We start from the raw sequence: 23,157 nt of genomic DNA on the forward strand, positions 1-23,157 counted from the left end.
TAATTTTGAATAGATATAATTTCGCAATCAATAAAATTTATTATTAAGGAGAACAAATGTTAGTAACAAAAAAAGCACCTGATTTTACAGCTGCAGCGGTTTTAGGAAACAATCAAATTGTAAATGATTTTAATCTTTATAAAAATATTGGCGAGAAAGGCGCGGTCGTATTTTTCTATCCAATGGATTTTACTTTTGTTTGCCCAAGCGAAATCATCGCATTTGATAAAAGATATGACGAGTTCAAGTCACGTGGTATCGAAGTTATCGCAGTTTCATGCGACAACCAATTCTCTCACTTCGCATGGAAAGAGACTCCAGTAAACAAAGGCGGTATTGGTAAAGTTCGCTTCCCTATCGTAGCTGATATGACAAAATCAATCGCTCGCGGATTTGACGTACTTCTAGAAGATGCTGGTGTGGCACTTCGTGGCTCATTCTTACTAGACAAAGATGGCACTGTTCGCCATGCAGTTATCAATGATCTTCCACTTGGCAGAAATATCGATGAGATGATAAGAATGGTCGATACTATGCTATTTACAAATGAGCATGGTGAAGTTTGCCCAGCTGGCTGGAATAAAGGTGATGCTGGCATGAAACCAAGCACTGAAGGTGTTGCCGACTACCTTTCACACAACGAAAGCAAACTATAATCAATAGAAATTTCTAGGTATCTTTACCTAGAAATTTCTCCTCCAAATAAATTTAAATACTTTTTTAATATAACTTTTTATATCATAGCCTTGGCTTTAATCAACAACATTCCGGAGACTACATGGATTTTAAAGGCAGGCAAGAGCTTGTAATAAATTGCGAAGATAGCATACTTAAATTAAGAGATAAATTTATCGACGATGGTATCAAATTTTGTAGACAGCTAACATTTATCGTACCGCACGATCAGGTAAAAATTTGTCTTAAAAACATCTTTGATACACTGCTTATTCAAAAGCCAAATGCTACGCAGCTACAAGATGATTTAAATATTCTAATACCAAAATCAAACGCAAGAGACGAATTAATAAATTTCCTACTTTTAAATTTGACTTTAAATTTTAGTCACTCTTGCGACAATAGCACCTTCGTAGGTTATTTCGTAAATGCCGTTTCAAGAATCAAAGAAATTTTATGTGGTGCCAAAGACCAGCAAGAAACAAATGTAAAAGACATGATTGAAACCGGAACATTTTTTTATGAAGATCCGATCAATACATTCACTCGCATGAAAAAAGCCAAGGTAAGGCCAGAGCTTTTAAATTTATATGATGGACTAAATATAAAATATGAGGCTGAAATTTTAGAAATTAAAGAAGATAGTGTCGTTTTTCGCGTGGATATGATGCAAATTTTAGCTATGAAGCAAGACGGCAAAGGTTTTATTTTGCCAAATAGCTTTTTCTCAAAGCCTTTGTGTGCAGATATCATAAATTATAATATAACAGATAAAAGTGTTACTTTTTCAAATTTCTCGCTAAATACAACAATGTATGCGTACAAAAGAAAATTCCAACGTATTTTACCAAATCGTTTTACTAAAACTATTATCAAAGGCAAACAAGACAAGATCGAAGGTAGCCTTTATGATGTTTCCGAAGGCGGCATAAGTGTATTAAGTTCACAATCTGCAAATTTTAAAGATAACGAAGAATTAGAAGTCAATTTTGATCTCTTGATGTCTGAAAAAATGGTAAAAAGAGTTTCTTTAAGGCTAAAATTAGTTACTGAAATAACCTATAAAGGTTACATTAGATACTGTATGAAACTCATTGATGATGATGAAACGATAAAAGATTTTACGCAAAAGCGCATAAAAGAGACGCTTGACGAGCTTCGCTCACGTATAAATTTATACGAATAAGGCAATTAGTGAAAACCATACAAGAAAATTTAAAACTTTTTTACATCGGACTAAAAGATAAAGAGCCATTTTTTTATAAAAACAAGGACTTAACCACTCACGCAGCCATTATCGGTATGACTGGTAGCGGCAAAACAGGCCTTGGCATCACGCTTTTAGAAGAGGCCTGCATAGACAATATCCCTTCCATTATCATCGATCCAAAGGGCGATATCACAAATTTGGCCCTCACCTTTCCGCAGATGAGGCCGGAGGATTTTTTACCATACATAGATGAAGCAGAAGCAGCTAATAAAGGTCAAAGTGTAGAGGAATTTGCCGCTGCTCAAGCCGAGCTTTGGAAAAACGGCATAGAGTCGAGTTTTCAAGATCTTGAGCGAGTAAAAATTTTAAAAGAGAGCGCTAGCTTTAACATCTACACCCCAAAAAGCTCAGCTGGTATAGGCGTAGCGCTACTTAGTGACTTTGCCTGCCCAAATATTAGTGACGAAGAAATTTTTAGCAACTATATAAATTCGCTTGCAGCCTCGGTATTATCTCTTGTAGGTATAAATTACGAGGATATGAACTCAAAAGAACAGCTGCTCATCTCAACCATATTTGATACTAAATTTAAAGAGCAAAAAGATGTCAGCATAGAAGAGCTCATAAATTTCATCGCAAATCCGCCTTTTAAAAAGATAGGCGTTTTTGATGTCGATACCTTCTATCCAAGCAGTGAGCGCCTAAAGCTTGCCATGAAGATAAACGCACTCATCGCAAGTCCAAGCTTTAAGGGCTGGACGCAGGGTGTTAGACTTGAAATTTCAAAGATGCTTTTTGATGAAAACGGCAAAGCAAAGTGCAATATCTTTACGATCTCACACCTAAATGACGCTGAGAGGATGTTTTTTGTCACCCTTTTACTAAACGAGATAATCGCGTGGATGCGCGGCACAGAGGGCACTAGCTCACTTAGAGCGATCCTTTATATGGATGAAATTTTTGGATTTTTCCCACCAAATGCAAATCCACCATCAAAAACGCCTATGCTCACACTTTTAAAGCAAGCTCGTGCATTTGGTTTAGGCTGTGTCTTAAGTACGCAAAACCCAGTCGATCTTGACTACAAAGGCCTTAGCAACATCGGTACTTGGTTCATTGGCCGCCTCCAAACAGCCCAGGACAAAGCACGCGTTATAGACGGATTAAGTGGCATCGCAGGCTCAAGCTTAGATAAAGCTTCACTTGAAAATCTCATATCAAATTTAGCCAAAAGAAATTTCTTACTCAAAAATATAAATGAGGACGGCCTAAACGTCATCTCCACGCGCTGGGCACTTAGCTATCTAAAAGGCCCACTTAGCCGCGAACAAATTTCAAATTTGATGAAAAAGCAAAAAGAAAATTTATCTGATACAAGGATCGATAAAAGCGAGATGAAATTTAGTATAAAGCCCATAATCTCAAATGAGATCACGCAGCTTTATGCTAACTCAAAAAGCCTCACGCCAAATTTATTTGCAAGTGCGAAGGTGAGAATTTATGACATCAAAAAAGGTATCGATAGCGTTTATGAAGTAAGCTATCTTTATGAGCTAAATGAAAATGATAATGAGCCAAACTGGGATGAGGCTAGCGAAGGTTTGCACGTTGATGCAAGCGGAAATGAGCCAAGTGGTGCTAGCTTTGCAGCTGTGCCAAATTTCATTTTAAAAGCTAAAAATTTTGACAATATCCAAAAAGATTTTAAAGAGTATCTGTATAGAAATTTTAAATTTAATACCTTTGAGGCATTGGGAATTTATTCAAAAAACAATGAAACAAAGGAGCAGTTTTATATCAGGCTTCAAGATAGGTGCAATGAAATTTTAGAAGAACAAACTGCAAAACTCACAGCAAAATTTGAAAAAGAGCGAAAAAGCTTACAAGATAAGCTAAACAAGGCTCTAGCAAAGCTTGATAAAGAGCAAAAAGAGATGACCACAAGTGGGCTTGATGCTGCCATAAATATAGGCGCTAGCATACTTGGAGCGATATTTGGTAGCAAGCTTTTGTCTCGTCAAAATGCAGGCAAAATCGCATCAAGCGCAAGAAGCGCAAATAGAGTCTTAAAAGAGCGAAGTGACGTCAAGCTTAGCGAGCAAAGCGTAAATGACATAAATTTAGCCATTAGCGAACTTGAAGAGAAATTTGAAAAAGAAAGCGACACGCTAAAAGAAGCAAACGATATAAAAAATATCGCCATAAATGAAATACAAATTTCACCAAAGAAAAGCGATATCTATGACGAAAAAGTCGTACTTTTGTGGAGATGATTTATAAAATAATTAGTATTTTTTTACTATCATTTCTGTTAAATTTAAAAGGTAAAATATGCAAAATTTAATACTTTATGCCATTAGTTATCTACTTGGAAGCATTCCGTCTGGTCTCATTCTTGCAAAAATTTTTGGGCATGTTGATATAAAAAACGAAGGTAGCAAGAGCATCGGTGCGACAAATGTTTTAAGAGTCTTAAAACAAAAAGATCCAAAATTAGCCAAAAAACTAGCCATTTTAACGATAGTTTGTGACGTGTTAAAAGGCGTTTTACCACTCATGGTCGCCTCTTCTCTTGGTGCAAGCCAAAGCGTACTTTGGACGATGGCGGTTTTAAGCGTGGCTGGACATTGTTTTTCTATATTTTTGAGCTTTCAAGGCGGCAAAGGAGTCGCAACTGGAGCTGGAGTGATCGCATTTTTCTTACCAGTTGAGATCATAATCGCTCTTGTCGTTTGGTTTTTGGTCGGAAAATTTTTAAAAATTAGCTCTCTTGCTTCACTTTGCGCGTTGATAGCTCTGATTGCATCAAGCTTTATAATCCACCCAGAGCTAGATGAAATTTATACACATGCTCCGATACTAATCATCGCATTTTTGGTGGTTTATAAACACATACCAAATATCGTTCGTTTAATATCCGGTAAGGAGAAAAAAGTCGTATGAAAAGCGAGATGACGACGATCATTAAAGATTATAAATTTGAAACGATCATCGGAATGCTTGATTTTGAGCGAGTCACTAAGCAAGAGGTGCAAATGAATCTAGAAATTTGCTCAACTAGTTTTATTGATTATGTTTTGATTATTGACTTTGTTAAAAATTTTTATAATGAAAGACAGTTCCAAAGCGTTGAAGAGTCGCTTGAAGAAACCAGCAAAGCATTAAAAGAGAAATTTAGCTCACTCACTAGCCTTAAAATGGAAATTTTAAAAACTGAAATTTTACCAAATGCGGTTGTTGGAGCAAAAATAAACACTATTTTTTAAAAATTTATTAAACTATCTTGAAATATTGCTTAATTTATGATACAATCGCCCATAAATTTTAGTTTAAGGAAGCAAAATGCGTATTTTAATAGTTGAAGATGAAGTGACGCTAAATAAGACGATTGCTGAGGGCTTGCAGGAGTTTGGCTATCAAACTGATAGCTCTGAAAATTTTAAAGATGCTGAGTACTATATAGGCATTAGAAATTACGATCTAGTTTTGACTGATTGGATGCTTCAAGATGGCGATGGCATAGATCTTATAAACATCATCAAACATAAATCTCCACGCACTTCAGTTGTAGTTCTTTCTGCAAAAGATGACAAAGAAAGCGAAATAAAAGCACTTAGAGCTGGTGCTGATGACTATATCAAAAAGCCATTTGATTTTGACATCTTAGTAGCTAGGCTTGAAGCAAGACTACGCTTTGGCGGCACAAATATTATAAAAATAGATGAGCTCATCATCAATCCAGATGAGGAGAAGATCACATATCTTGGCCGCGACATCGAGCTAAAAGGCAAGCCATTTGAGGTACTAACTCATCTTGCAAGACACTCAGATCAGATCGTATCTAAAGAGCAACTGCTTGATGCTATCTGGGAAGAGCCGGAGCTTGTAACTCCAAACGTTATTGAAGTCGCTATCAACCAAATCCGCCAAAAAATGGATAAACCACTAAATATTTCAACAATTGAAACTGTTAGAAGACGCGGATATAGATTTTGTTTTCCCAAAAAAGCCTAAGGAATAGATTTATACTACAATTAGCATCTGGTGCTATGATGCTAATTGTAGTTATTTCGGTAATGCTTTATCACTATATAAGGGTTACCGTTTTTCAAAGTGTAGTTAATGAGCTAAACTATCAAGCTGAAGCTTATAAAAAAAATCCTCAGAATTTCAATCCTTTAAATTCAAAAACATTTACGATAGAAAATCCAAACAAAACTCTAGCAACGATAAAAACAGACGAACCACAAGATAAAGAAACATATATCGTAACGCAAAAATCAAAGGATCAAAGTAAGACTATTTTAATAACAAAACTCGATGAAAACAGTTATTTAAGCCTAGAAAAAGATACTACACTTCAAGCTCATATAGTAGAAGAAATTTTTATAGATATTATAATCGTAAATGTATCAGCGATACTTTTGGTGCTTTTTTATGCACTATTTTTATCAAGAATGCTTTTAATACCTATAAAAATTTTGAGTCACAAGCTTACAAATTTAGACGAAAAATTTCTTCATGAGATCGATATAAAAAGTCTACCAGATGAGTTTTTGCCACTTGGACAGAGCATAAATAGGCTAATCTCTCGCATCCAAACATTTGTCTTATACCAAAAAGAACTTTTTGTAGGCGTGGCACATGAGTTAAAAACACCGTTGGCTGTAATGAAAACAAAAAATGAAGTTACGCTTTTAAAGCCACGCGAGAGTGAAAAATATATTGAGGCTCTAAAATCAAATAATGAAGCTATAAACGGCATGAACGCAATGATAAGTTCTGTGCTTGAGATCGGCCGCCAAGAGGGAGCTCAGTTTGAAGAGCCAGTAAATACCGATGTCATAGGATTTTTAAAAAAACTTGCAAAAAACTATGAGATACTTGCGAAAAATGATGAAAAAAATATAAAACTAGACCTAAAACCAGAAATTTTAAATCTAAAAATACAAACTAGCTTACTAATACACATTGTGCAAAATTTTGTTCAAAATGCCATTAAATTTTCACCAAAAAATAGCACTATTACGATTAGCTCTAAGCTCATAAAAAATAAATTTATCATCGAAGTAATAGACGAGGGAATAGGTATAGATGAGAGTAAAGATTTATTTGCTCCATTTAAAAGATACGGCGACAAAGGTGGTGCTGGGCTTGGGTTATTCCTAGCTAAAGGTGCAGCGCAGGCTCTTGGTGGCGAAGTAGATATTAAAAATAGAAACGATAGAAGCGGTGCAGTCGCAAGCCTAGTTTTAAATATAAAAGGATAAAAATGGCAAAAAGAACCGCAGTAATCGACCTTGGCTCAAATTCTATGCGAATGGCGATATTTGAGAGAACGTCACGCTTAGCGTTTTTTATACTAGCTGAATATAAAACAAAAGTGCGTCTAGGCGAAGGTGGATATGGCTCAAACAATGAAATATCCGAAAGCTCAATGGAAAAAGCGCTAAAGGCCTTTAGCGAATTTTCAAATATCATAAAAAGCTACAAATGCAATAAAGTCTTATGTGTTGGTACTTCAGCGCTTAGGGATGCTCCAAACGCAAATGTTTTGATCTCTCTTTTAAGAAAAAAACTTGGCATAAATTTAAAAGTCATAGACGGCAAAGAAGAGGCTACTTTTGGTGCTATCGCAGCCAAAAATTTACTCCATAATATTGATGAATGCGTCACTATCGATATCGGTGGCGGATCAACTGAACTTGCTAGAATAAGCAAAGGCAAAATAATAGATACGCTCTCGCTTGATATTGGTACGGTTAGGTTAAAAGAGCTTTTTTTTGATAAAAAAAACTTAAATAAATTGCCAAAATTTTTAGAACAAGTTACAAAACAGATAGATGAGCGATTTAAATGCCAAAATATAATCGCTATTGGTGGCTCTCTTAGAGCGATATCATCTGCCATAATGAGCAAAAATTTATATCCACTCTCTTCACTGCATGGCTTTTGCTATAAGTTTAGCGACGAGCAAGCCTACATCGAGAGCATCGCAAACGTTAGCGTGCTTGAGCTAAATAAATTTCCTATAAAAAAAGATAGATACGACACCATTAGAGAGGGTGCACATATCTTTTTGGCCCTCGCCAAAGCTCTGAATGCCAAAAATATTATAACAAGTGGGGTTGGCGTAAGAGAGGGGGTGTTCTTGAAAGATTTTTTACGCCCTAGCCTTAAATTTCCACAAAATTTTAATCCGAGTATCAAAAGTTTGCAAGATCGTTTTATATTATCATGCAATAAATCGGTCACAAGATATGCAAAAGATATATTTATGGTATTAAAAAAGCTTCATAGTCTAAGCGATAACTATCTTGAAGTGCTTTTAGTTGCTGCAAAACTTCACAATGTAGGTCAAGAGATTGGCTTTTATGGCGATCATAAAAACTCAGCCTATATAGTCTTAAATGCCTTAAATTATGGCTTTTCGCATGAACAAAAAGCATTGATTGCAGTAGTAATTGGCACAAACGGAAAGAAAAATATATATGAATTTGAGCGATATAAAAATTTACTTCCAAAAGCCGAGTGTATAAGATGGCTAAGTTTTATACTCTCACTTGCAAAGGCACTTGATCTAACCTGTGAAAGGCTAAATTTAAACTTCGAATTTAGTGGACATACGCTAAAAATAGAAGGTGCAAAAGAATTTGCTATGGCAAAAGAAGAGATAAAAAAGATCACAAAACCTGAAATTTTTGCTATTTCGTTTGTATAAATTTTGAAACTGGCTTTAACGCTAAAAATTTAAATTGGATGAGAATTTTAGCTAAAACTACTAAAATTCTCCGCTCATTTTATCTTTATAGTTACTTAAACTATTTTTTCGCTCTTCTAAAAATGAGCTTAGCTTTTTCTTGTTCTCTTCAAAAAATATAGCAAAATCCTGCTCATTTTGTATCTTGTCTTCACCAAAGCTATCAAGCATTACATTTGAGCTACCAACTATCACCAAATAACGCCTATTTTCATAGCTTAATAGCATTAGCTTATTCGTGCGATCAAGATACTTTTCATATATTATATTGACGTTACTATTTTGATTTTTAAGTAGCCAGTTCATTGATTTTGTATCATTTTGAGACTGATTTCTAGGTGCTTTAAATCCGCTAAAATCATTACTCTTTGACGTAATATATCTTTTAAATACATATAAAAATACAAGAAGCGTAATAAGCACACTTAAGACTATAAAATACCTTGAGTCTATATTCAGCATAGGCTCTTCATCTATCTTTGGAGTGCTAGGGGCCTCTATTTTTGCACTAGCTTGAGGCATATTTTGTATTTGAGGTTTTGCATTTTTTAGAGTTACACGAATGCGGAGTCCAAAACTATCAGTCGTCTTTGAAGCATTTACGATAATAGCATCATTTGAGCGCAAATTTAAGACAAGCGAGTTTTGCTTTGGCTCTATCTCAAGCTCTTGAATAATCTTTGAGTTTATGTCTTTACTAGCACTTTGATCGTAATTTAGCGAATTTAATATCAAAGATGTTGTGTCTTTTTCGCGCTTTTGAAAGATATTTCCTTCATAAGGTGCATCAAAACTAAGCATAATATCAACCCTATCAGCACGTTCATAGATATTGTAAGTTAATAGATTTGAAGCTAAAATTTGAGTTGCAAAAAGTAAGAAAAATAGTATAAATTTCATAAAAGTTCTTTTTTGAAGTACTGAATAACTGACTTTGAATCCAAAATTTCATTTATCCTGATGGCTAAATTTTTCTCATAAACCATTACTTCGCCTTTTCCAAAAATTCTATTATTTATATATAGCTCCACACTCTCACCAGCTGGCTTTTCAAGGTCTATAACAGAGCCAGCTTCAAATTTCAAAAGCTCATTTATGCTAACCGTAGTAGTTCCTAGCTCAGCTATAAAATCAACGCTTATATCCATAAGCTCATCATAGCTCTTAAAAAGCCCTAGCTGCTCTAGCGTCTCTATCGCACTCTCGTCGTTCATTGTATGTTGTAGCCTATTTGAAATGTTCTATTTTTTATTTTATATACAAATTTCTCTTTTAGTTTGATACCAAAATTTTCAACTTCGCCTAAAAATTCAGGCGTTCCAAGCTTATAAGCATTTGGCTCTTTTTCATTTAGTAAATTTTTAGCTTTGCCAATGATCTGATTTGCTATCTCTTTACAAAGATCGTCTAGATCACCACCATCAACATCTTCGTGACCAAAAAAGGCATTCATGAAAATTTTCAAAGTATCTTTTTTAAAAAATAGGTAAAAATGATACTCGCTTTTGCCCTTATAGACTGGTATGCTAGCTCCGTAAAATCCTTTACCTAGACTCTTGCCAAACTCTAAATCCAGCCCTAAAGTATCCTTGCAAAGATAGCTTGTAGCTTCATCTATAACTTTTCTCATATCTCTTCCTTAAGACTTGAAATGCATTTTCAATTATACTTTGGCTTTACTAAATTAGCTATAAATTTATTAAGCATTTTAAAAGAGTTTATCTATCTCTTTTACTAGCTTTTCACCGCTAAATTCGGCACAAAGCTTAACTATTTGCGTACCTATTATCGCTCCGTCAGCATATTTTTTTACTTCATTAACATCATCTTTGTTTTTTATACCAAAGCCAACAGCCACTGGCAAATCGCTCTTTTTCTTAAGCTCTAGGACCAATTTTTTTATCCTATCTTCATCAGCCCTTTTTGAACCGCTAACGCCGATCGCGCCAAGAGCGTAGATAAATCCTGAGCCAAATTTTAAAATTCCATCCGCTCTACTACCAGATGTGACGCTGATAAGTGGTATCAGGCTTAAATTTAGCTCCTTGCACTTTAGAGCAAATTCCTCGCACTCCTCGCAAGGCAGATCCGGCACGATAAAGCCGCTAACTCCAGCCTCAACTGATCTTTTTAGAAATTTATCAACACCATAAGCAAAGATGATGTTGTAATAAACCAAAAAAACAAGTGGCTTTGTCACTTTTGCCTTGCAACTCTCAAGCATATCAAAGACAACGTCTGTATTTACGCCATTTTGCACCGTCTCAAAGCTAGCTTGCGCGATGAGTTTGCCATCAGCTAGCGGGTCAGAGTAAGGGATGCCGATCTCAACTAGATCTAGCGTGCTCTCATCTAAATTTTCTAAAAATTCCTTCGTTTTTTCTAAGCTTGGATATCCAGCCACGATGTAGCCGATGTTTGCCTTTTTGCCGTTAAATGCGCTTCTAACCTTATCCATAAATTTTTCCTTTTTCGTAGCCGATAACTGTGTTTATATCCTTATCGCCCCTGCCTGAGACGTTTACGACGATGACGCTTTTTTTATCAAGTTTTGGGCAAAGCTTCTCCAGATACGCCAGTGCGTGCGCGCTCTCGATGGCTGGGATGATGCCTTCCATTTTGCTTAGAAAATACAAGGCATTTATGCACTCATCGTCAGTTACAGCTTCATATTTTACCCTTTTGATGTCGTTTAGGTGGGCGTGCTCTGGGCCGATGCCTGGGTAGTCTAGGCCTGCTGAGATGCTGTGAACTGGCGAGATCATGCCGTACTCATCTTGCAAGACCGTCGTTTTCATGCCGTGGATGATGCCAGTTTTGCCTTTGCTAAGCGTAGCTGCATGATAAGGTGTCTCTATGCCAAGACCGCCAGCCTCAATACCTACTAAATTTACGCTCTCATCGTCCAAAAACGCACTAAAAATGCCAATAGCATTGCTGCCGCCGCCAACGCAGGCAATGACGTAGTCGGCCTTTTTGCCGTAATCTGCAAGCTGAGCTTTGGCCTCTGTGCCGATCACGCTTTGAAAGTCACGCACGATCTTTGGATATGGGTGTGGACCAACGGCTGAGCCAATGACGTAAAATGCGCTCTCTATCTCATTTACCCACGCTTGTATGGCCGCCGTAGTCGCCTCTTTTAGCGTTTTTAAGCCGTCTTCTACGCTCACCACTTTTGCGCCAAGAAGCTGCATACGAAAGGCATTTAGCTGCTGTCTAGCCACGTCTGTTGCGCCCATATATACGTCACACTCTAAGCCCAAAAGTGCTGCTGCAGTCGCTGTTGCCACACCGTGCTGACCAGCTCCAGTCTCAGCTAAAATTTTCTTTTTACCCATTTTTTTAGCAAGCAGTGCTTGAGCTAGGGCGTTATTTATCTTGTGCGCACCCGTGTGGTTTAGATCCTCTCTTTTTAGGTAAATTTCATGTCCGTAGTGCTCGCTTAGGCGCTTTGCAAAAAAGAGCGGACTAGGCCTGCCAACGTAGTTTTTCAAAAGATCATCAAGCTCATCTTTAAACTCTTTTGTCTTTGCGATGCTCTCATAAGCATTTTCTAGCTCATCAAGGGCAAACATCACCGTCTCAGGCACGAACTGCCCGCCAAATTTTCCAAAATACGCCTTACTATTCATCTTCTACCTCACCTATGATCTTTAAAATTCTCTCTATCTTTTGCGCATCTTTTATGCCATTTTCGTCCTCGACTTTGGAGTTGATATCGACTAAATATGGCCTAAATTTCAGCGCCTCTTTGATGTTGTGCTCGCCTATGCCCCCAGCCATGCCAAATTTAAATTTAACCTCTTTTAAAATTTTCCAATCAAAGCTAATGCCATTTCCACCGGCATTTTCGCCCTTGCAGTCAAAAAGCGCCATGTCAAAATGCTTAAAATCAACCTCTGGCAAGCTATCTTTCACGCTAAAAACCTGCCAAATCTCAAGCCCCATATCTTTTAAATTTGCCTCTAAATTTTCACTCACTACTCCATGCATCTGAGCTACGTCAAGACCAGCAAACTGACAAATTTCTATTATCTCGCACTCACTTTGCTCCGCAAAAACGCCAACTACTTTTTTGCCATTGCTGTGAGCAAATTTCACTATCTGCCTGGCTAAATTTAGCTCGACCTTTCTTTTGCTTTTGGCAAATATCAGCCCGATAAAATCAACATCCAAAGCGCAAACCGCACTCGCCTCGTCTAGCGTTTTGATACCACAAATTTTAACCAGCGCCATTAGCCCCAGCCTTTATAAACTCTTCATAAAATTTATACGCCCTGCCAGAATTTATCACCTCAAGCACCATTTTTTTTGCCTCGTCTGGGCTCTTTGCGCCATCAGCCCCGTAAAGTGCAAACATCGCATTAAAGACCACGATGTCAAATTTCGCCCCCTGCTCCTCGCCTTTTAGCGTGCGGATCAATGTTTTGGCGTTTTCTTCAGGTGTGCCGCCCTCGATATCGCTGTGAAGCGCTCTTTTAAAGCCAAACTGCTCTGGCGTGATGCTATATTCAAAAATTTCGCCATTTTTTAGCTCCACAACGCTTGTTTCACTGCAAAGCGTGATCTCATCTAGTCCGTCATCGCCGCGAACGACAAAAGCGTGCTTTCTACCAAGGATCTTAAGCGTCTGGGCGTAGAGTTTTAGCACTGGTTTGTGATAGACGCCAACTAGCTGATTTGTAAGGTTTAAATTTGGATTTAAAAGCGGTCCAAGCACGTTAAATACGGTTCTTATGCCAAGTCTTTGGCGCACTTCTCTCACCTCACCCACTAGCGGATGGAAAAATGGTGCATGGAAAAAGGCTAAATTTTTACTAGCTAAATTTTCGCGCTGTTTTGCCAGTGATTTTTCACTTTTTACACCTAAAATTTCAAGCACATCAGAGCTGCCTGACTTGCTTGAAACTGCCTTGTTGCCGTGTTTTGCGACCTTTATGCCAAGACTTGCAAGGATAAATGCCACCGTGGTTGAGATATTTATCGTCTTAAAGCCATCGCCTCCAGTGCCGCAAAGATCGATCATAGGTGTGTCATCACGGTAGGTTTGCGAGTATTTTAGGATATTTTTCGCAAGCGCAGCGAGGCTTTTTGGATAGAGGCTCTTTTCGCTAATGAGCACCAAAAGGGCTGAAAGCTGCACGATCTCGTATTCTTTACTGGCTATTATCTCACAAATTTGCTCAAAGTCGCTATCATCAAGCGGTATGCTCTCTTGAAGCTTGATAAGATATGGCTTAAGTGAGCGAATTTTTGGCTCTTTAACCTCATCTTTTGCTTTGTAATTTACAAAATTTTCAACTATCTTTTTACCGTATTGCGTAAAGTAGCTCTCAGGGTGAAACTGGATACCAAATATCGGCTTATCTTTTACGCTAAGTGCCATAACTACGCCATCATCGCTCACCGCATCAGCACTCAAGCTAGCTGGGAGCTCATCGACATAAAGCGAGTGGTAGCGCATAACCTCAAAGCGCTCTGGTAGCCCTGCAAAAAGCGGCTCTTTGTTTTTCACGTCAATAAACGAGGTCTTGCCGTGAAGTGGGTCATCTAGTCTTTTTATCTTTGCGCCAAAACTAAGCCCTATAGCTTGATGTCCAAGGCAAATTCCAAGTACCGGCACGCCAAGGTCGGCTTTTAGAATTTCTAAACAAACTCCGCTATCTTTTGGGTGCTTTGGCCCTGGGCTTAAAATGATCTTGCTTGGGTTTAGTTTTTTGATCTCGTCAAGCGTGATCTTGTCATTTCTAACACATCTAACCTCTTCATCTGTAAGCTCTTTTACATATTGCTCAACATTAAAAACAAAACTATCGTAATTATCTATGAGTAAAATCAACCTATATCCTTTAAATTTAGCAGCGGCTGAGCCTTGGCTAAATTTCTATAAATTTAGGCAAAATTATAACTAAAAGAAAGTTTAATTAGGCTTTTGTACGGCTTTCGTAGGCTTTTAAAAGTGAAAGCATGTCGACGTTTTCTAAATTTACGCCAGTTGGCACGCCCTGGGCGATCTTGCTAAATGAAATTTCACTCATGCCAAGCTTATCCTCGACATAAAGCATGAGCGCATCAGAATTTAGCCCTGGTGTAAAGGCAAAAACGACCTCTTTTGAGCCATTTTGCGTGATCGCACTTCGCAGCCTCTCTATGGCATCCTCGTCGATCTCGTCAAGCACGAAGTAAAGGCCGTTGTAGATGCCATTTTGCTCAAAAACTAAGATATCTTTTGGACTCTCAACCAGCAATATAACCTCACTGTCCCTGCTCTCGTCACTGCAAATGTCACAAATTTCATTTTCGCTTAGCCCACCACAACGCTCACAGCGCTTGATAAATCTCACCGCATCTTCGATATTTTGAGCGAGCCTTAGCCCTGCAAAGCTATCTTGCATGCAGACAAAATAGGCAAACCTTGCGGCTGATTTTTTACCAACACCAGGGAGCTTTGCAAAAGACTCAGTTAGTTCGTTAAATTTTTCTAAGCCTCTTTTCATACTCGCTTTGCCTTTGATCTAAGTAAAATTTTAAATACATGATAGCCGTCTTCGTAGTCATAAACTAGCTCAAATTTTTGCATCTGACAAATTTGCTCGATGATATAAAGTCCAAGCCCCATACCACTTCCTGCACTCACTTTGTCGCCACGCACAAAGGCTTGTTTGTAGTAATCAATCGGATGATTTAGCTTTTTGCCTAAATTTTTAACCGCTATAAATTCGCTATCGCAAATCAAAATAGCCTTTTTATCCTCTGCGTATTTTAGGGCATTGTCTATCAAATTTTTAATCGCCAAACTAAAAAGCTGAAAATCCACTCTTAAAATAACGTCATCTCTGATATCACAGCTCACTCGCTCTTCAAATTTATCAAGCATTAGCATATCTTGCACTTGCTCCAATATAAGTGAAAAATGACACTCTTGATAGTTTAGTGCGTAGCTTTTAGAAAGGAGCTGCTCGACCTTGCTAAATTCATTTATCAGCATCTCAAGGCGCTCGAAAACGTTTATGAGCCTCATCTTTTGGGTCTCATTTGCGACCATTTCAGAGACGATCCTGCCCTTGCCAATCGGAGTCTTTAGCTCATGCATGATCGCACGTAAAAATAGCTGCCTTGAGCGGATGAGCTCTCTGATCTTGCAAACGGCATTATCAAACTCAACCGCGACCTGTCCGATCTCATCTTGCTCATTTTCATTTAGCCTAGCCGTCATCGCCATTTCCATATTTCCACTGGCAAATTTTCTGATATCTTTACTAAGCCTTCTAAGTGGTGAAAGACTTCTAAGAACAGAAACATAAAGTGAAATTAGAAGGGCTGAAACTATCAAAAAAGCAACCCAAAGTGGATCATTTACGTGTCTTGCGTCGTTACTTTCAAGAAGTAGCTGAAAAGACGGGTTTTTAATAAGCAAATACAAATCACCTTTGTAATTAACCGATTGCACCACTCCAAGAGGTGTGTGCTGCGTAAAAACAACAGTTCCATTTGTAGCTATTGAAGTGGCTAAATTTTTATTTCCAACATACTCTAAGTAAAAATTTTTAAAATAATGTTCTAAATCTCTTGGGGGATTTCCGCGTTCATAGAGTGCGACAAGATAGTTCATCGCACTTATTTGTCTATCCTTTAGTTTTTCTAAAGCGCTCTCTTGCTGAATGTTTGCAAAAGTTACAAAGAGCAAGCACATCAGCGAGAAAGCTATGGCAAAGATAATAGTTATCTTCGTAGTTATGGAATATTTCATCCGATAAGCTTATATCCTATGCCTCTTACTGAAAATATATGTTTTGGGGCTTTTGAGCTATCACCGATTTTTGATCTAAGGCGTCCGATAATAACATCTAAGCTCTTTGAATCTTTATCTTTTAGGCTTTTGCAGTTATAAACTAGCTGTTCGCGTGATACTGAAAAGCTGTGTTGCTTAATGAGATAAGTTAAAATTTCATACTCAGCTGGAGTAAGCGCTAATGGCTCATTATTAAAGTAAATTTCGTGGCGTTTATCATCGATCCTAAATGCGCTATCAACGACCTCTTCTTGTACTTCATTTGTCTTTTTATATCTTCTTATAAGACTTGTGATACGAGCATACATCTCTTTTGGATCGTATGGTTTTGGCAAATAATCATCAGCACCAAGCTGAAGTCCAACAACCTTGTCACTAATATCGCTTCTAGCTGAACTTATGATGATAGGAATGTCATATTTTTGGCGAATTTCTTTACAAACCTCAAGCCCATCAATGCCCGGTAAAGTAAGATCAAGTATTAACAAATCATAGTTTTTTATCCCAGCACTAAGCCCTAAATAAGGGTCCTCAAAATTCGTAACTTTTATATTAAAACTATCAAGATATTCAGATAAAATTTGTGCAAATTCTGGATCGTCTTCTATCATTAAAACATTAACCATGAATTATCCTTTTTATTAAAAATAGTAGAGATTATACGGCAAAAATGTAAATTCTTTTTTAAATTTAAACTTTTTTGGGTAAAATCCCATATTTAAAATAAGCTTAATTAACAAGGGAAAATGTGGAATTTGACTATTACGAAATCCTTGAAATTTCAAGAAATGCAAGCGGAGATGAGATCAAAAAAGCCTTTAGAAGACTTGCTTTAAAATATCACCCAGATAGAAATTCTGGCGACAAAGAGGCTGAACTAAAATTTAAACAGATAAATGAGGCTTATCAAGTTTTAAGCGACGAGCAAAAACGCTCTATTTACGACAGATACGGCAAAGAAGGCCTTGAGGGTCGATTTGGCAGCGGTGGTGGATTTAGTGCCGATTTTGATCTTTCAGATATTTTTGACTCATTTTTTGGTGGCGGTTTTGCAAGCAGTTCTAGACAGAGAAAAAGATACTCAGAAAAATACTCAGCCGATCTTGAAATTCCTATAAATTTGGAGTTTAACGAAGCTATTTTTGGTTGTGAAAAAGAGATAAAATTTGATCAAAAAGTGCCTTGCCCAACATGCAATGCAACTGGCAGTAAAGATGGCAAGAGCAAGACATGCCAGCACTGTGGCGGAAGTGGCAGGATAACACGCGGAAATGGCTTTATGAATATCGTCCAAGAGTGCCCATATTGCCACGGAAGCGGTGAAGTAATAAGCGAACCATGCCCTGATTGCAATGCAAAAGCTTATAAAATCCAGCAACAAACTGTAAAGATTACTATCCCTGAAGGCGTTGATAGCGGCATGAGAATGAGAGTAGCTGGCAAAGGCAATATCGGTACAAACGGCATTCAAGGCGATCTTTATGTAAGCATAAACGTAAAAGAAGACAAGCATTTCATACGTCACAACGACGATGTTTATCTAGAAATTCCTGTCTTTTTCACACAAGCTATACTTGGCGAAAGTATAAAAATTCCAACTCTTCGAGGAGAAACTGAGCTAAAACTACCTGTTGGAGCAAAAGACAAGCAACAATTTATCTTTGAAAATGAAGGTATTAAAAGCGTAAATTCGCGTAAAAAAGGTAGGCTCGTAGCACAAATTTCTATTCAAACGCCTGAAAAACTAAGCGATGAGCAAAAAGAGCTTTTAAATAAGCTTCAAGCTAGCTTTGGTATAGAATCGGGCAAATCAAATACTGATGAAAGCGTCTTTGATAAGATAAAAAGCTGGTTTAAAGGCGATGAGCCAAAAGGCAAAAAGAAAAAATAAATTTAAATTTGTGACGTTAAATTTGACGTCACAAATTCTTTCAAAATAAATTTTATATATCCTAATTTTTACAAGTAAATTTCACACAAATTTTAAAATTTCATGAGTGGAGAATTTTGGCTCCAAATTTAGTAGTCTGCTAAGGCGAGTGAGATAAGATTTTAAAATTTACAGAAATAAAATAACATATATTTTTTGTTCTTTTATTAAGAGAGAATGGAGCTTAAATTACAGTCTGCTTGCAGTTGCGAGCTAGTAAAGCAAAAGAACTCCATTCTCCCTTAATAATCCCTCTGCCCTGACACGTTCAAGGTGCATGCGTTTTGCTATCGAGCAAGTGTCAGGCAAATTTTAAAATTTCATGAACGAGTAATTTCGGCTCTAAGATTTGAGCCAAGCAAAAAGCAAAGACAAATCTTAGCAGTCAATTCTTACGAGTAAGCAAAATTTTAAAATTTGCAAGAGAGTATAAATTTACTCAATTGCAAGCTCCAAATAATAATCAAGCTGATCGCGTCTGATGATACGTATAAGGTTTGTGCTACCCTCAACGCCCGTAGGGTGACCGGCTGTGACAAGATAGGTCTTGTCGTGTTCAACATATCCCTCTTCATACGCCTTTTTCATGACATTTGCTAAAAGTGAGCTAAGCTTTGTTTTTTCTAGTACTAGCGCTGGCGTAACACCCCAAGCAAGGGTAAGCATGTGTGCTGTTTGCTCATCGTGAGCAACTGCAATGATGTCGATATTTGTGCGGTTTCTAGCTAATTTTATGGCCGATTTTCCTGAGCCAGTGATTGAGATTAATGCATCTGCCTTTATGCGAACAGCAAGAGATGCGGCACTACTTGCCACCATATCAGTCTCGTCAAAAAAGTCAAACTCATCAAATTTATTATATGGATAGATGCTTTGAGTTTGGATGATCGTTTTACTCATCGCCTCTACGACCGCGACTGGGTTTTTACCGATCGCACTCTCTTCACTTAGCATAACAGCATCAGTACCGTCTAGCACAGCATTTGCCACGTCGCTGATCTCCGCCCTTGTAGCAGTTTCATGCTCTGCCATGCTTAGCATCATCTGCGTTGCAGTAATGACTGGCTTGCTTGCTGCATTTGCCTTTTTGATGATGAGCTTTTGGATAGTTGGAACCTTATAAAATGGCACTTCTATGCCGAGATCGCCACGAGCTACCATAATACCATCACTCTTTGCAATGATGTCGTCTATATTTTCAACCGCGTCAAATTTCTCGATCTTAGATAAAACAGCAGCTCTTGAGCCAAATTCTTTTAAGATATTTTTTGTCTTTATTACGTCATTTGCATCTTGTACGAAGCTAATAGCGACAAAATTTACACCATGCCTTGCGCCAAATTTCATATCTTCTTTATCTTTTGGTGTGATGATCTCGATGCCAAGAGCTGTATTTGGAAAATTTACGCCTTTGTTTGAGTTTAAAATTCCATCATTTTCAATGATAGTTTTTACTACTTCTTTACCTTCGCTAACGACCTTTGCTCTTATAGAGCCATCATAGAGATAGACATACTCGCCAACCTTTAGCATAGGCAAAATTTGAGGCTGGTTTAGGCTTACTTTATAAATTCCTTTTTCCACTTTTTCACCGATGATCTCATCAGCATGGATACTAAGTTCATCACCGGCCTTTAGATAAAATGGCTCACTAAGCTTGCCAACTCTGATCTTTGGGCCGCAGATATCTTGTAAAATTCCTATTCTTTTATTTAGCCTTTTTTCGATATTTCTTATCTTGTCAATATTTGATTTATGGTATTCGTGTGTCCCATGGCTAAAATTTAAACGAAAGACATTAACACCTGCTTTTACCATCGCTTCCATTGTCTCTTCATTATCACTTGCTGGCCCCAAAGTAGCTACGATTTTTGTCTTTTTTATCATTTTATGCCCCATAAATTTGATTTTTGCGATTATAACACATTTTAATAATGTAATTTTTTGTATAATAGGCAAAATTTCAAAGGAGAAGATATGAATAAATTTTTATTAGCGTCTCTTGGTTTAGCAGCTGTTGCTTGCGTTGCTATGGGAGATGATAAAGTTTATAAGCTAAAGCTTGCTAGCTCATGGGAGAGCACTATGCCAGTGCTTGGTGATGTGCCAAAAGAGTTAAAGGATAAAGTTGAAAAGATGAGCAATGGCAGACTTGAGCTAAGGATTGATTATCCATCAAAGCATAAATCACCTTTTGCAATGCTTGATTTTGCTAAAAGCGGTCAATACGACATTACCTACACAAGTAGCTATTATTATAAAGGCAAAGATGCTAAAACTATATTTTTTACAGCAACTCCATTTATGATGAATACTGATGAGCAAACAGCTTGGTATGAATTTGGCGGCGGTAAGGAGCTTGAGGCAAAAGTTTACGATCCATACAATATCAAAATTTTTAGAGCTGGAAATACCGGCATGCAAATGGGTGGCTGGTTTAAAAAAGAGATCAAATCACTAGATGATATCAAAGGCTTAAAGATAAGAATTCCGGGCTTTGGTGGTGAAATTTACGCTAAACTTGGCGCTAACATTAACACTATCCCAACTGGTGAGCTTTACATGGCTCTTGAGATGGGAACGATCGACTCAGTCGAATGGGTTAGCCCAGCTTATGATATGGCACTTGGCTTTCACAAAGTGGCAAAATACTACTACACAGGCTGGCAAGAGCCAAACGGTGAAACTCAATTTTTCTTTAATAAAAAATCATACGAAAAACTTCCAGATGATCTAAAAGCGATCTTTGAAGCAGCTGCAGCAGAAGTAGCAAGAGATGCAAATACAAAAGTATTTTATTCAAATGTCGAGTACTGGGATAAAATGAAGAGCGAGTATCCAGACATCCAAGTAAAATCTTTCCCACCAGAAGTAATCGCAGCTCTTAAAAAAGCCACAAATGAGCTTCTTGATGAAGAGAGTGCTAAAGATCCGTTATTTAAAGAGATCGTTGAGTCTCAAAGAGCTTTCCTTAAAAAAGCAAGAGAATGGACTAAAATTTCAGACTACGCTTATATCAAAACAAACGAATAGTAAAATTTAGCAGGGACCTTCCCTGCTTTTTATATTTACTCTAATTACTTTCAATAAAAAATTTTAATCAAAATGTTTCTATAAGCTATAAATTTTTATAAAAATAAATACTGGTGGCTATTATAGATAGAAAATTTCTCTCATTGAGCACTCGATCTTTGACTCATCGAGTGTATTGTTAAAAAATAAATTTAGTGCTAAAATCGCTTGATATAAAAGCATATCGGCCCCATCTTTTACACTAAGGCTGCTTTTCTTGGCCATTTCTAAAAATGGTGTTTGCTTACCATAAATCACATCAAATGCAAATTTAGCATCCTTAAAAATACTTTTTAAAATTTCTTTAGGTGCTGGTAAAAAATCATCCTTTAAACCAGCAGAGGTTGAGTTAATGACTAGATCAAATTTTTGCTCTTCATAGTTATCCCAACTAAAGCATTTGTACTCATCTTTAAATTTCTCAAGCCTATCTTTGCTTCTATTTAGTATGCAAACATCAACGCCTTGTTCTTTTAATGCATAAGTTATGGCATTTGCAGTACCGCCAGCTCCAAGAACAATAGCTTTTTTTACACCTTTAAAATTTTTTATTGCTTTTAAAAATCCAGGCGCATCTGTATTGTATGCATAAATTTTGTCATTTTTAAGCACAAGAGTATTTGCAGAGCCTATTTTGCGAGCTATATCCGAAGCTTCATCGGCTAAATTTAAAGCCCACTCTTTATGTGGAAGTGTTACGTTTGCACCGTTTAATTTTAAGGATTTAAATTTATTGATTAATTCACTGCCATCTTTTAGCAAGACTCTTGTGTAAAGTGCTTTTAAGCCAAGGTCTGCAATGGCTTTGTTGTGCAGCCTCGGAGATACCGAGTGAGCTATTGGATCTCCAAAGACTGCGAATGTTTTCATTTTGCTCTAAAGATAAAAGCGTCTTTATTGATATCTTTTCTAATATCACCTACTGCTTTTTGAAGCGTTTTTTCATCAAATGGACCAACTAAAATTTTAGTCAGCTCGCCAACTTTTATAGTCTTGTAGTTATATCCCTTAGCAGCGATCTTCTTCATATATTCAGCATTTGGATTAAATTTACTAGTCACAAATACTTGAACATAAGAGCCTTTTGTAGCAGGTTCACTTTTAGCTACCTCAGCTTTTTTGTCCGTTTTTTCTATTTTAGTTTCAGCCTTTTTTTCAATCTTTTTATCTACTTTATTTTCAGTCTTAGCTGATTTTGCCTCACTCTTTTTATCAGTAGCTGCTACTTTTTCGACTTTTTTAACTGAAGTATCTACCTTTGTCTCAGCTTTTTTTGCTGGTATTTCAGCAGGCTTTTCAATAGGCTTAACTATCTCTTTTGACTCTTCAGTTTTAGAAACAGGCTTATTGTTTTCTTTATCTTTTAGCTTTTTGATCATATCTTCAAATTCATCTTGTTGCTTATTTTCAGGCACGATCGGTACTTGCTCAAAAAGCTGTGTATCGCCTTTTTTATTGTCTGAATTTGTATCAGCTATCGGAGCTTGTCTATCTACTGGCTGCTCAGCTGGTACTGGAGGAAGCACTAGTCTTGAATCAGCTTCATTTTGCGCTTGTGAAGGATCGCTTGAATTTACTAGCTTCATAGCCACTACAATGATCAAAAAAAGTATAATAAGAGCTGCAATAAATATCAGAAGCTTTTTTAGCTTCAATCCTCTTGCGTCATCGTCTCTTTCTAAAAGAATATCTTTTAACTCATCATTTTCCACTTTTTA

The 23,157-nt window shown here is 37.2% G+C and carries 23 protein-coding genes; 10 read left to right on the top strand and 13 right to left on the bottom strand.

Annotation, left to right across the window (positions count from 1 at the left end; all coding sequences use genetic code 11):
• Nucleotides 1–56 precede the first annotated feature (56 nt).
• From CYO92_RS08725 to CYO92_RS08760, 8 genes are all read left to right on the top strand, one after another.
• Nucleotides 57–656, top strand: coding sequence for a peroxiredoxin (locus tag CYO92_RS08725; RefSeq protein WP_103570590.1), 600 nt, complete (start codon nt 57–59; stop codon nt 654–656).
• 122 nt (nt 657–778) lie between these two features.
• Nucleotides 779–1,861 carry a pilus assembly protein PilZ gene (locus CYO92_RS08730; RefSeq protein ID WP_103588503.1) on the top strand — a complete coding sequence of 361 codons (1,083 nt, stop codon included), beginning with the start codon at nt 779–781 and terminating at the stop codon, nt 1,859–1,861.
• 8 nt (nt 1,862–1,869) lie between these two features.
• Nucleotides 1,870–4,158, top strand: a complete 2,289-nt coding sequence (locus CYO92_RS08735; protein WP_103588504.1) for a helicase HerA domain-containing protein — start codon at nt 1,870–1,872, stop codon at nt 4,156–4,158.
• A 58-nt stretch (nt 4,159–4,216) separates the two neighbouring features.
• Complete coding sequence (gene plsY, locus CYO92_RS08740) at nt 4,217–4,828, top strand: glycerol-3-phosphate 1-O-acyltransferase PlsY (RefSeq protein WP_103588505.1); 612 nt, start codon at nt 4,217–4,219, stop codon at nt 4,826–4,828.
• Nucleotides 4,825–5,151: a dihydroneopterin aldolase gene (locus tag CYO92_RS08745; protein WP_103588506.1), complete on the top strand. Its 327-nt coding sequence runs from the start codon at nt 4,825–4,827 to the stop codon at nt 5,149–5,151. The genes plsY and CYO92_RS08745 overlap by 4 nt, the downstream gene beginning before the upstream one ends.
• A 76-nt stretch (nt 5,152–5,227) precedes the next feature.
• Nucleotides 5,228–5,899 (top strand): homeostatic response regulator transcription factor HsrA, encoded by a 672-nt coding sequence (hsrA, locus tag CYO92_RS08750; protein WP_021091657.1) that lies wholly within the window; start codon nt 5,228–5,230, stop codon nt 5,897–5,899.
• Between the two features lie 38 nt (nt 5,900–5,937).
• On the top strand, nt 5,938–7,155 hold the full coding sequence (locus CYO92_RS08755) for a sensor histidine kinase (protein ID WP_180997810.1): 1,218 nt from the start codon (nt 5,938–5,940) through the stop codon (nt 7,153–7,155).
• A 2-nt stretch (nt 7,156–7,157) separates the two neighbouring features.
• Complete coding sequence (locus CYO92_RS08760; protein WP_103588507.1) at nt 7,158–8,606, top strand: Ppx/GppA phosphatase family protein; 1,449 nt, start codon at nt 7,158–7,160, stop codon at nt 8,604–8,606.
• Nucleotides 8,607–8,666: 60 nt separating this feature from the next.
• Here the strand turns inward: CYO92_RS08760 and CYO92_RS08765 are convergent, their stop codons facing one another.
• From CYO92_RS08765 to CYO92_RS08810, 10 genes are all read right to left on the bottom strand, one after another.
• Entirely contained in the window at nt 8,667–9,545 is an 879-nt protein-coding gene (locus CYO92_RS08765) for an excinuclease ABC subunit A (protein WP_103588508.1), read from the bottom strand.
• Nucleotides 9,542–9,859 (bottom strand): flagellar motor switch protein FliN, encoded by a 318-nt coding sequence (gene fliN, locus CYO92_RS08770; RefSeq protein ID WP_021091807.1) that lies wholly within the window; start codon nt 9,857–9,859, stop codon nt 9,542–9,544. Before fliN ends, CYO92_RS08765 begins: the two co-directional genes overlap by 4 nt.
• Nucleotides 9,856–10,275, bottom strand: a complete 420-nt coding sequence (locus tag CYO92_RS08775) for a chemotaxis protein CheX (protein ID WP_103588509.1) — start codon at nt 10,273–10,275, stop codon at nt 9,856–9,858. Before CYO92_RS08775 ends, fliN begins: the two co-directional genes overlap by 4 nt.
• Nucleotides 10,276–10,353: 78 nt before the next feature.
• A complete protein-coding gene (gene trpA, locus CYO92_RS08780) occupies nt 10,354–11,103 on the bottom strand; it encodes a tryptophan synthase subunit alpha (RefSeq protein ID WP_103588510.1) in 750 nt (249 codons plus the stop codon).
• Nucleotides 11,096–12,277, bottom strand: coding sequence for a tryptophan synthase subunit beta (gene trpB / locus CYO92_RS08785; RefSeq protein WP_085658073.1), 1,182 nt, complete (start codon nt 12,275–12,277; stop codon nt 11,096–11,098). Before trpB ends, trpA begins: the two co-directional genes overlap by 8 nt.
• Nucleotides 12,270–12,881: a phosphoribosylanthranilate isomerase gene (locus CYO92_RS08790; protein ID WP_103588511.1), complete on the bottom strand. Its 612-nt coding sequence runs from the start codon at nt 12,879–12,881 to the stop codon at nt 12,270–12,272. Before CYO92_RS08790 ends, trpB begins: the two co-directional genes overlap by 8 nt.
• Entirely contained in the window at nt 12,868–14,484 is a 1,617-nt protein-coding gene (gene trpD / locus CYO92_RS08795) for an anthranilate phosphoribosyltransferase (protein ID WP_103588512.1), read from the bottom strand. Before trpD ends, CYO92_RS08790 begins: the two co-directional genes overlap by 14 nt.
• Before the next feature lie 85 nt (nt 14,485–14,569).
• On the bottom strand, nt 14,570–15,142 hold the full coding sequence (gene recR / locus CYO92_RS08800) for a recombination mediator RecR (RefSeq protein ID WP_021084943.1): 573 nt from the start codon (nt 15,140–15,142) through the stop codon (nt 14,570–14,572).
• A complete protein-coding gene (locus tag CYO92_RS08805; RefSeq protein WP_103588513.1) occupies nt 15,139–16,395 on the bottom strand; it encodes an ArsS family sensor histidine kinase in 1,257 nt (418 codons plus the stop codon). The genes recR and CYO92_RS08805 overlap by 4 nt, the downstream gene beginning before the upstream one ends.
• Nucleotides 16,392–17,063, bottom strand: coding sequence for a response regulator transcription factor (locus tag CYO92_RS08810; RefSeq protein WP_021091583.1), 672 nt, complete (start codon nt 17,061–17,063; stop codon nt 16,392–16,394). The genes CYO92_RS08805 and CYO92_RS08810 overlap by 4 nt, the downstream gene beginning before the upstream one ends.
• 122 nt (nt 17,064–17,185) lie before the next feature.
• On the opposite strand from CYO92_RS08810, the gene dnaJ reads away from it, so the two are divergent.
• Complete coding sequence (gene dnaJ / locus CYO92_RS08815) at nt 17,186–18,328, top strand: molecular chaperone DnaJ (protein WP_103588514.1); 1,143 nt, start codon at nt 17,186–17,188, stop codon at nt 18,326–18,328.
• Between the two features lie 474 nt (nt 18,329–18,802).
• Here dnaJ and pyk read toward each other — a convergent pair whose 3' ends face one another.
• Complete coding sequence (pyk, locus tag CYO92_RS08820; RefSeq protein ID WP_103588515.1) at nt 18,803–20,254, bottom strand: pyruvate kinase; 1,452 nt, start codon at nt 20,252–20,254, stop codon at nt 18,803–18,805.
• Between the two features lie 90 nt (nt 20,255–20,344).
• Between pyk and CYO92_RS08825 the strand changes: the two genes are divergently transcribed.
• On the top strand, nt 20,345–21,400 hold the full coding sequence (locus CYO92_RS08825) for a TRAP transporter substrate-binding protein (protein ID WP_021091622.1): 1,056 nt from the start codon (nt 20,345–20,347) through the stop codon (nt 21,398–21,400).
• Between the two features lie 120 nt (nt 21,401–21,520).
• Here CYO92_RS08825 and CYO92_RS08830 read toward each other — a convergent pair whose 3' ends face one another.
• Together CYO92_RS08830 and CYO92_RS08835 are read right to left on the bottom strand one after the other, a co-directional pair.
• On the bottom strand, nt 21,521–22,309 hold the full coding sequence (locus tag CYO92_RS08830) for a shikimate dehydrogenase (RefSeq protein ID WP_103588516.1): 789 nt from the start codon (nt 22,307–22,309) through the stop codon (nt 21,521–21,523).
• Entirely contained in the window at nt 22,306–23,151 is an 846-nt protein-coding gene (locus tag CYO92_RS08835) for an SPOR domain-containing protein (RefSeq protein WP_103588517.1), read from the bottom strand. Before CYO92_RS08835 ends, CYO92_RS08830 begins: the two co-directional genes overlap by 4 nt.
• Between the last annotated feature and the right edge of the window lie 6 nt (nt 23,152–23,157).

This window comes from Campylobacter concisus, assembly GCF_002913715.1.
GTDB lineage: Bacteria > Campylobacterota > Campylobacteria > Campylobacterales > Campylobacteraceae > Campylobacter_A > Campylobacter_A concisus_AG.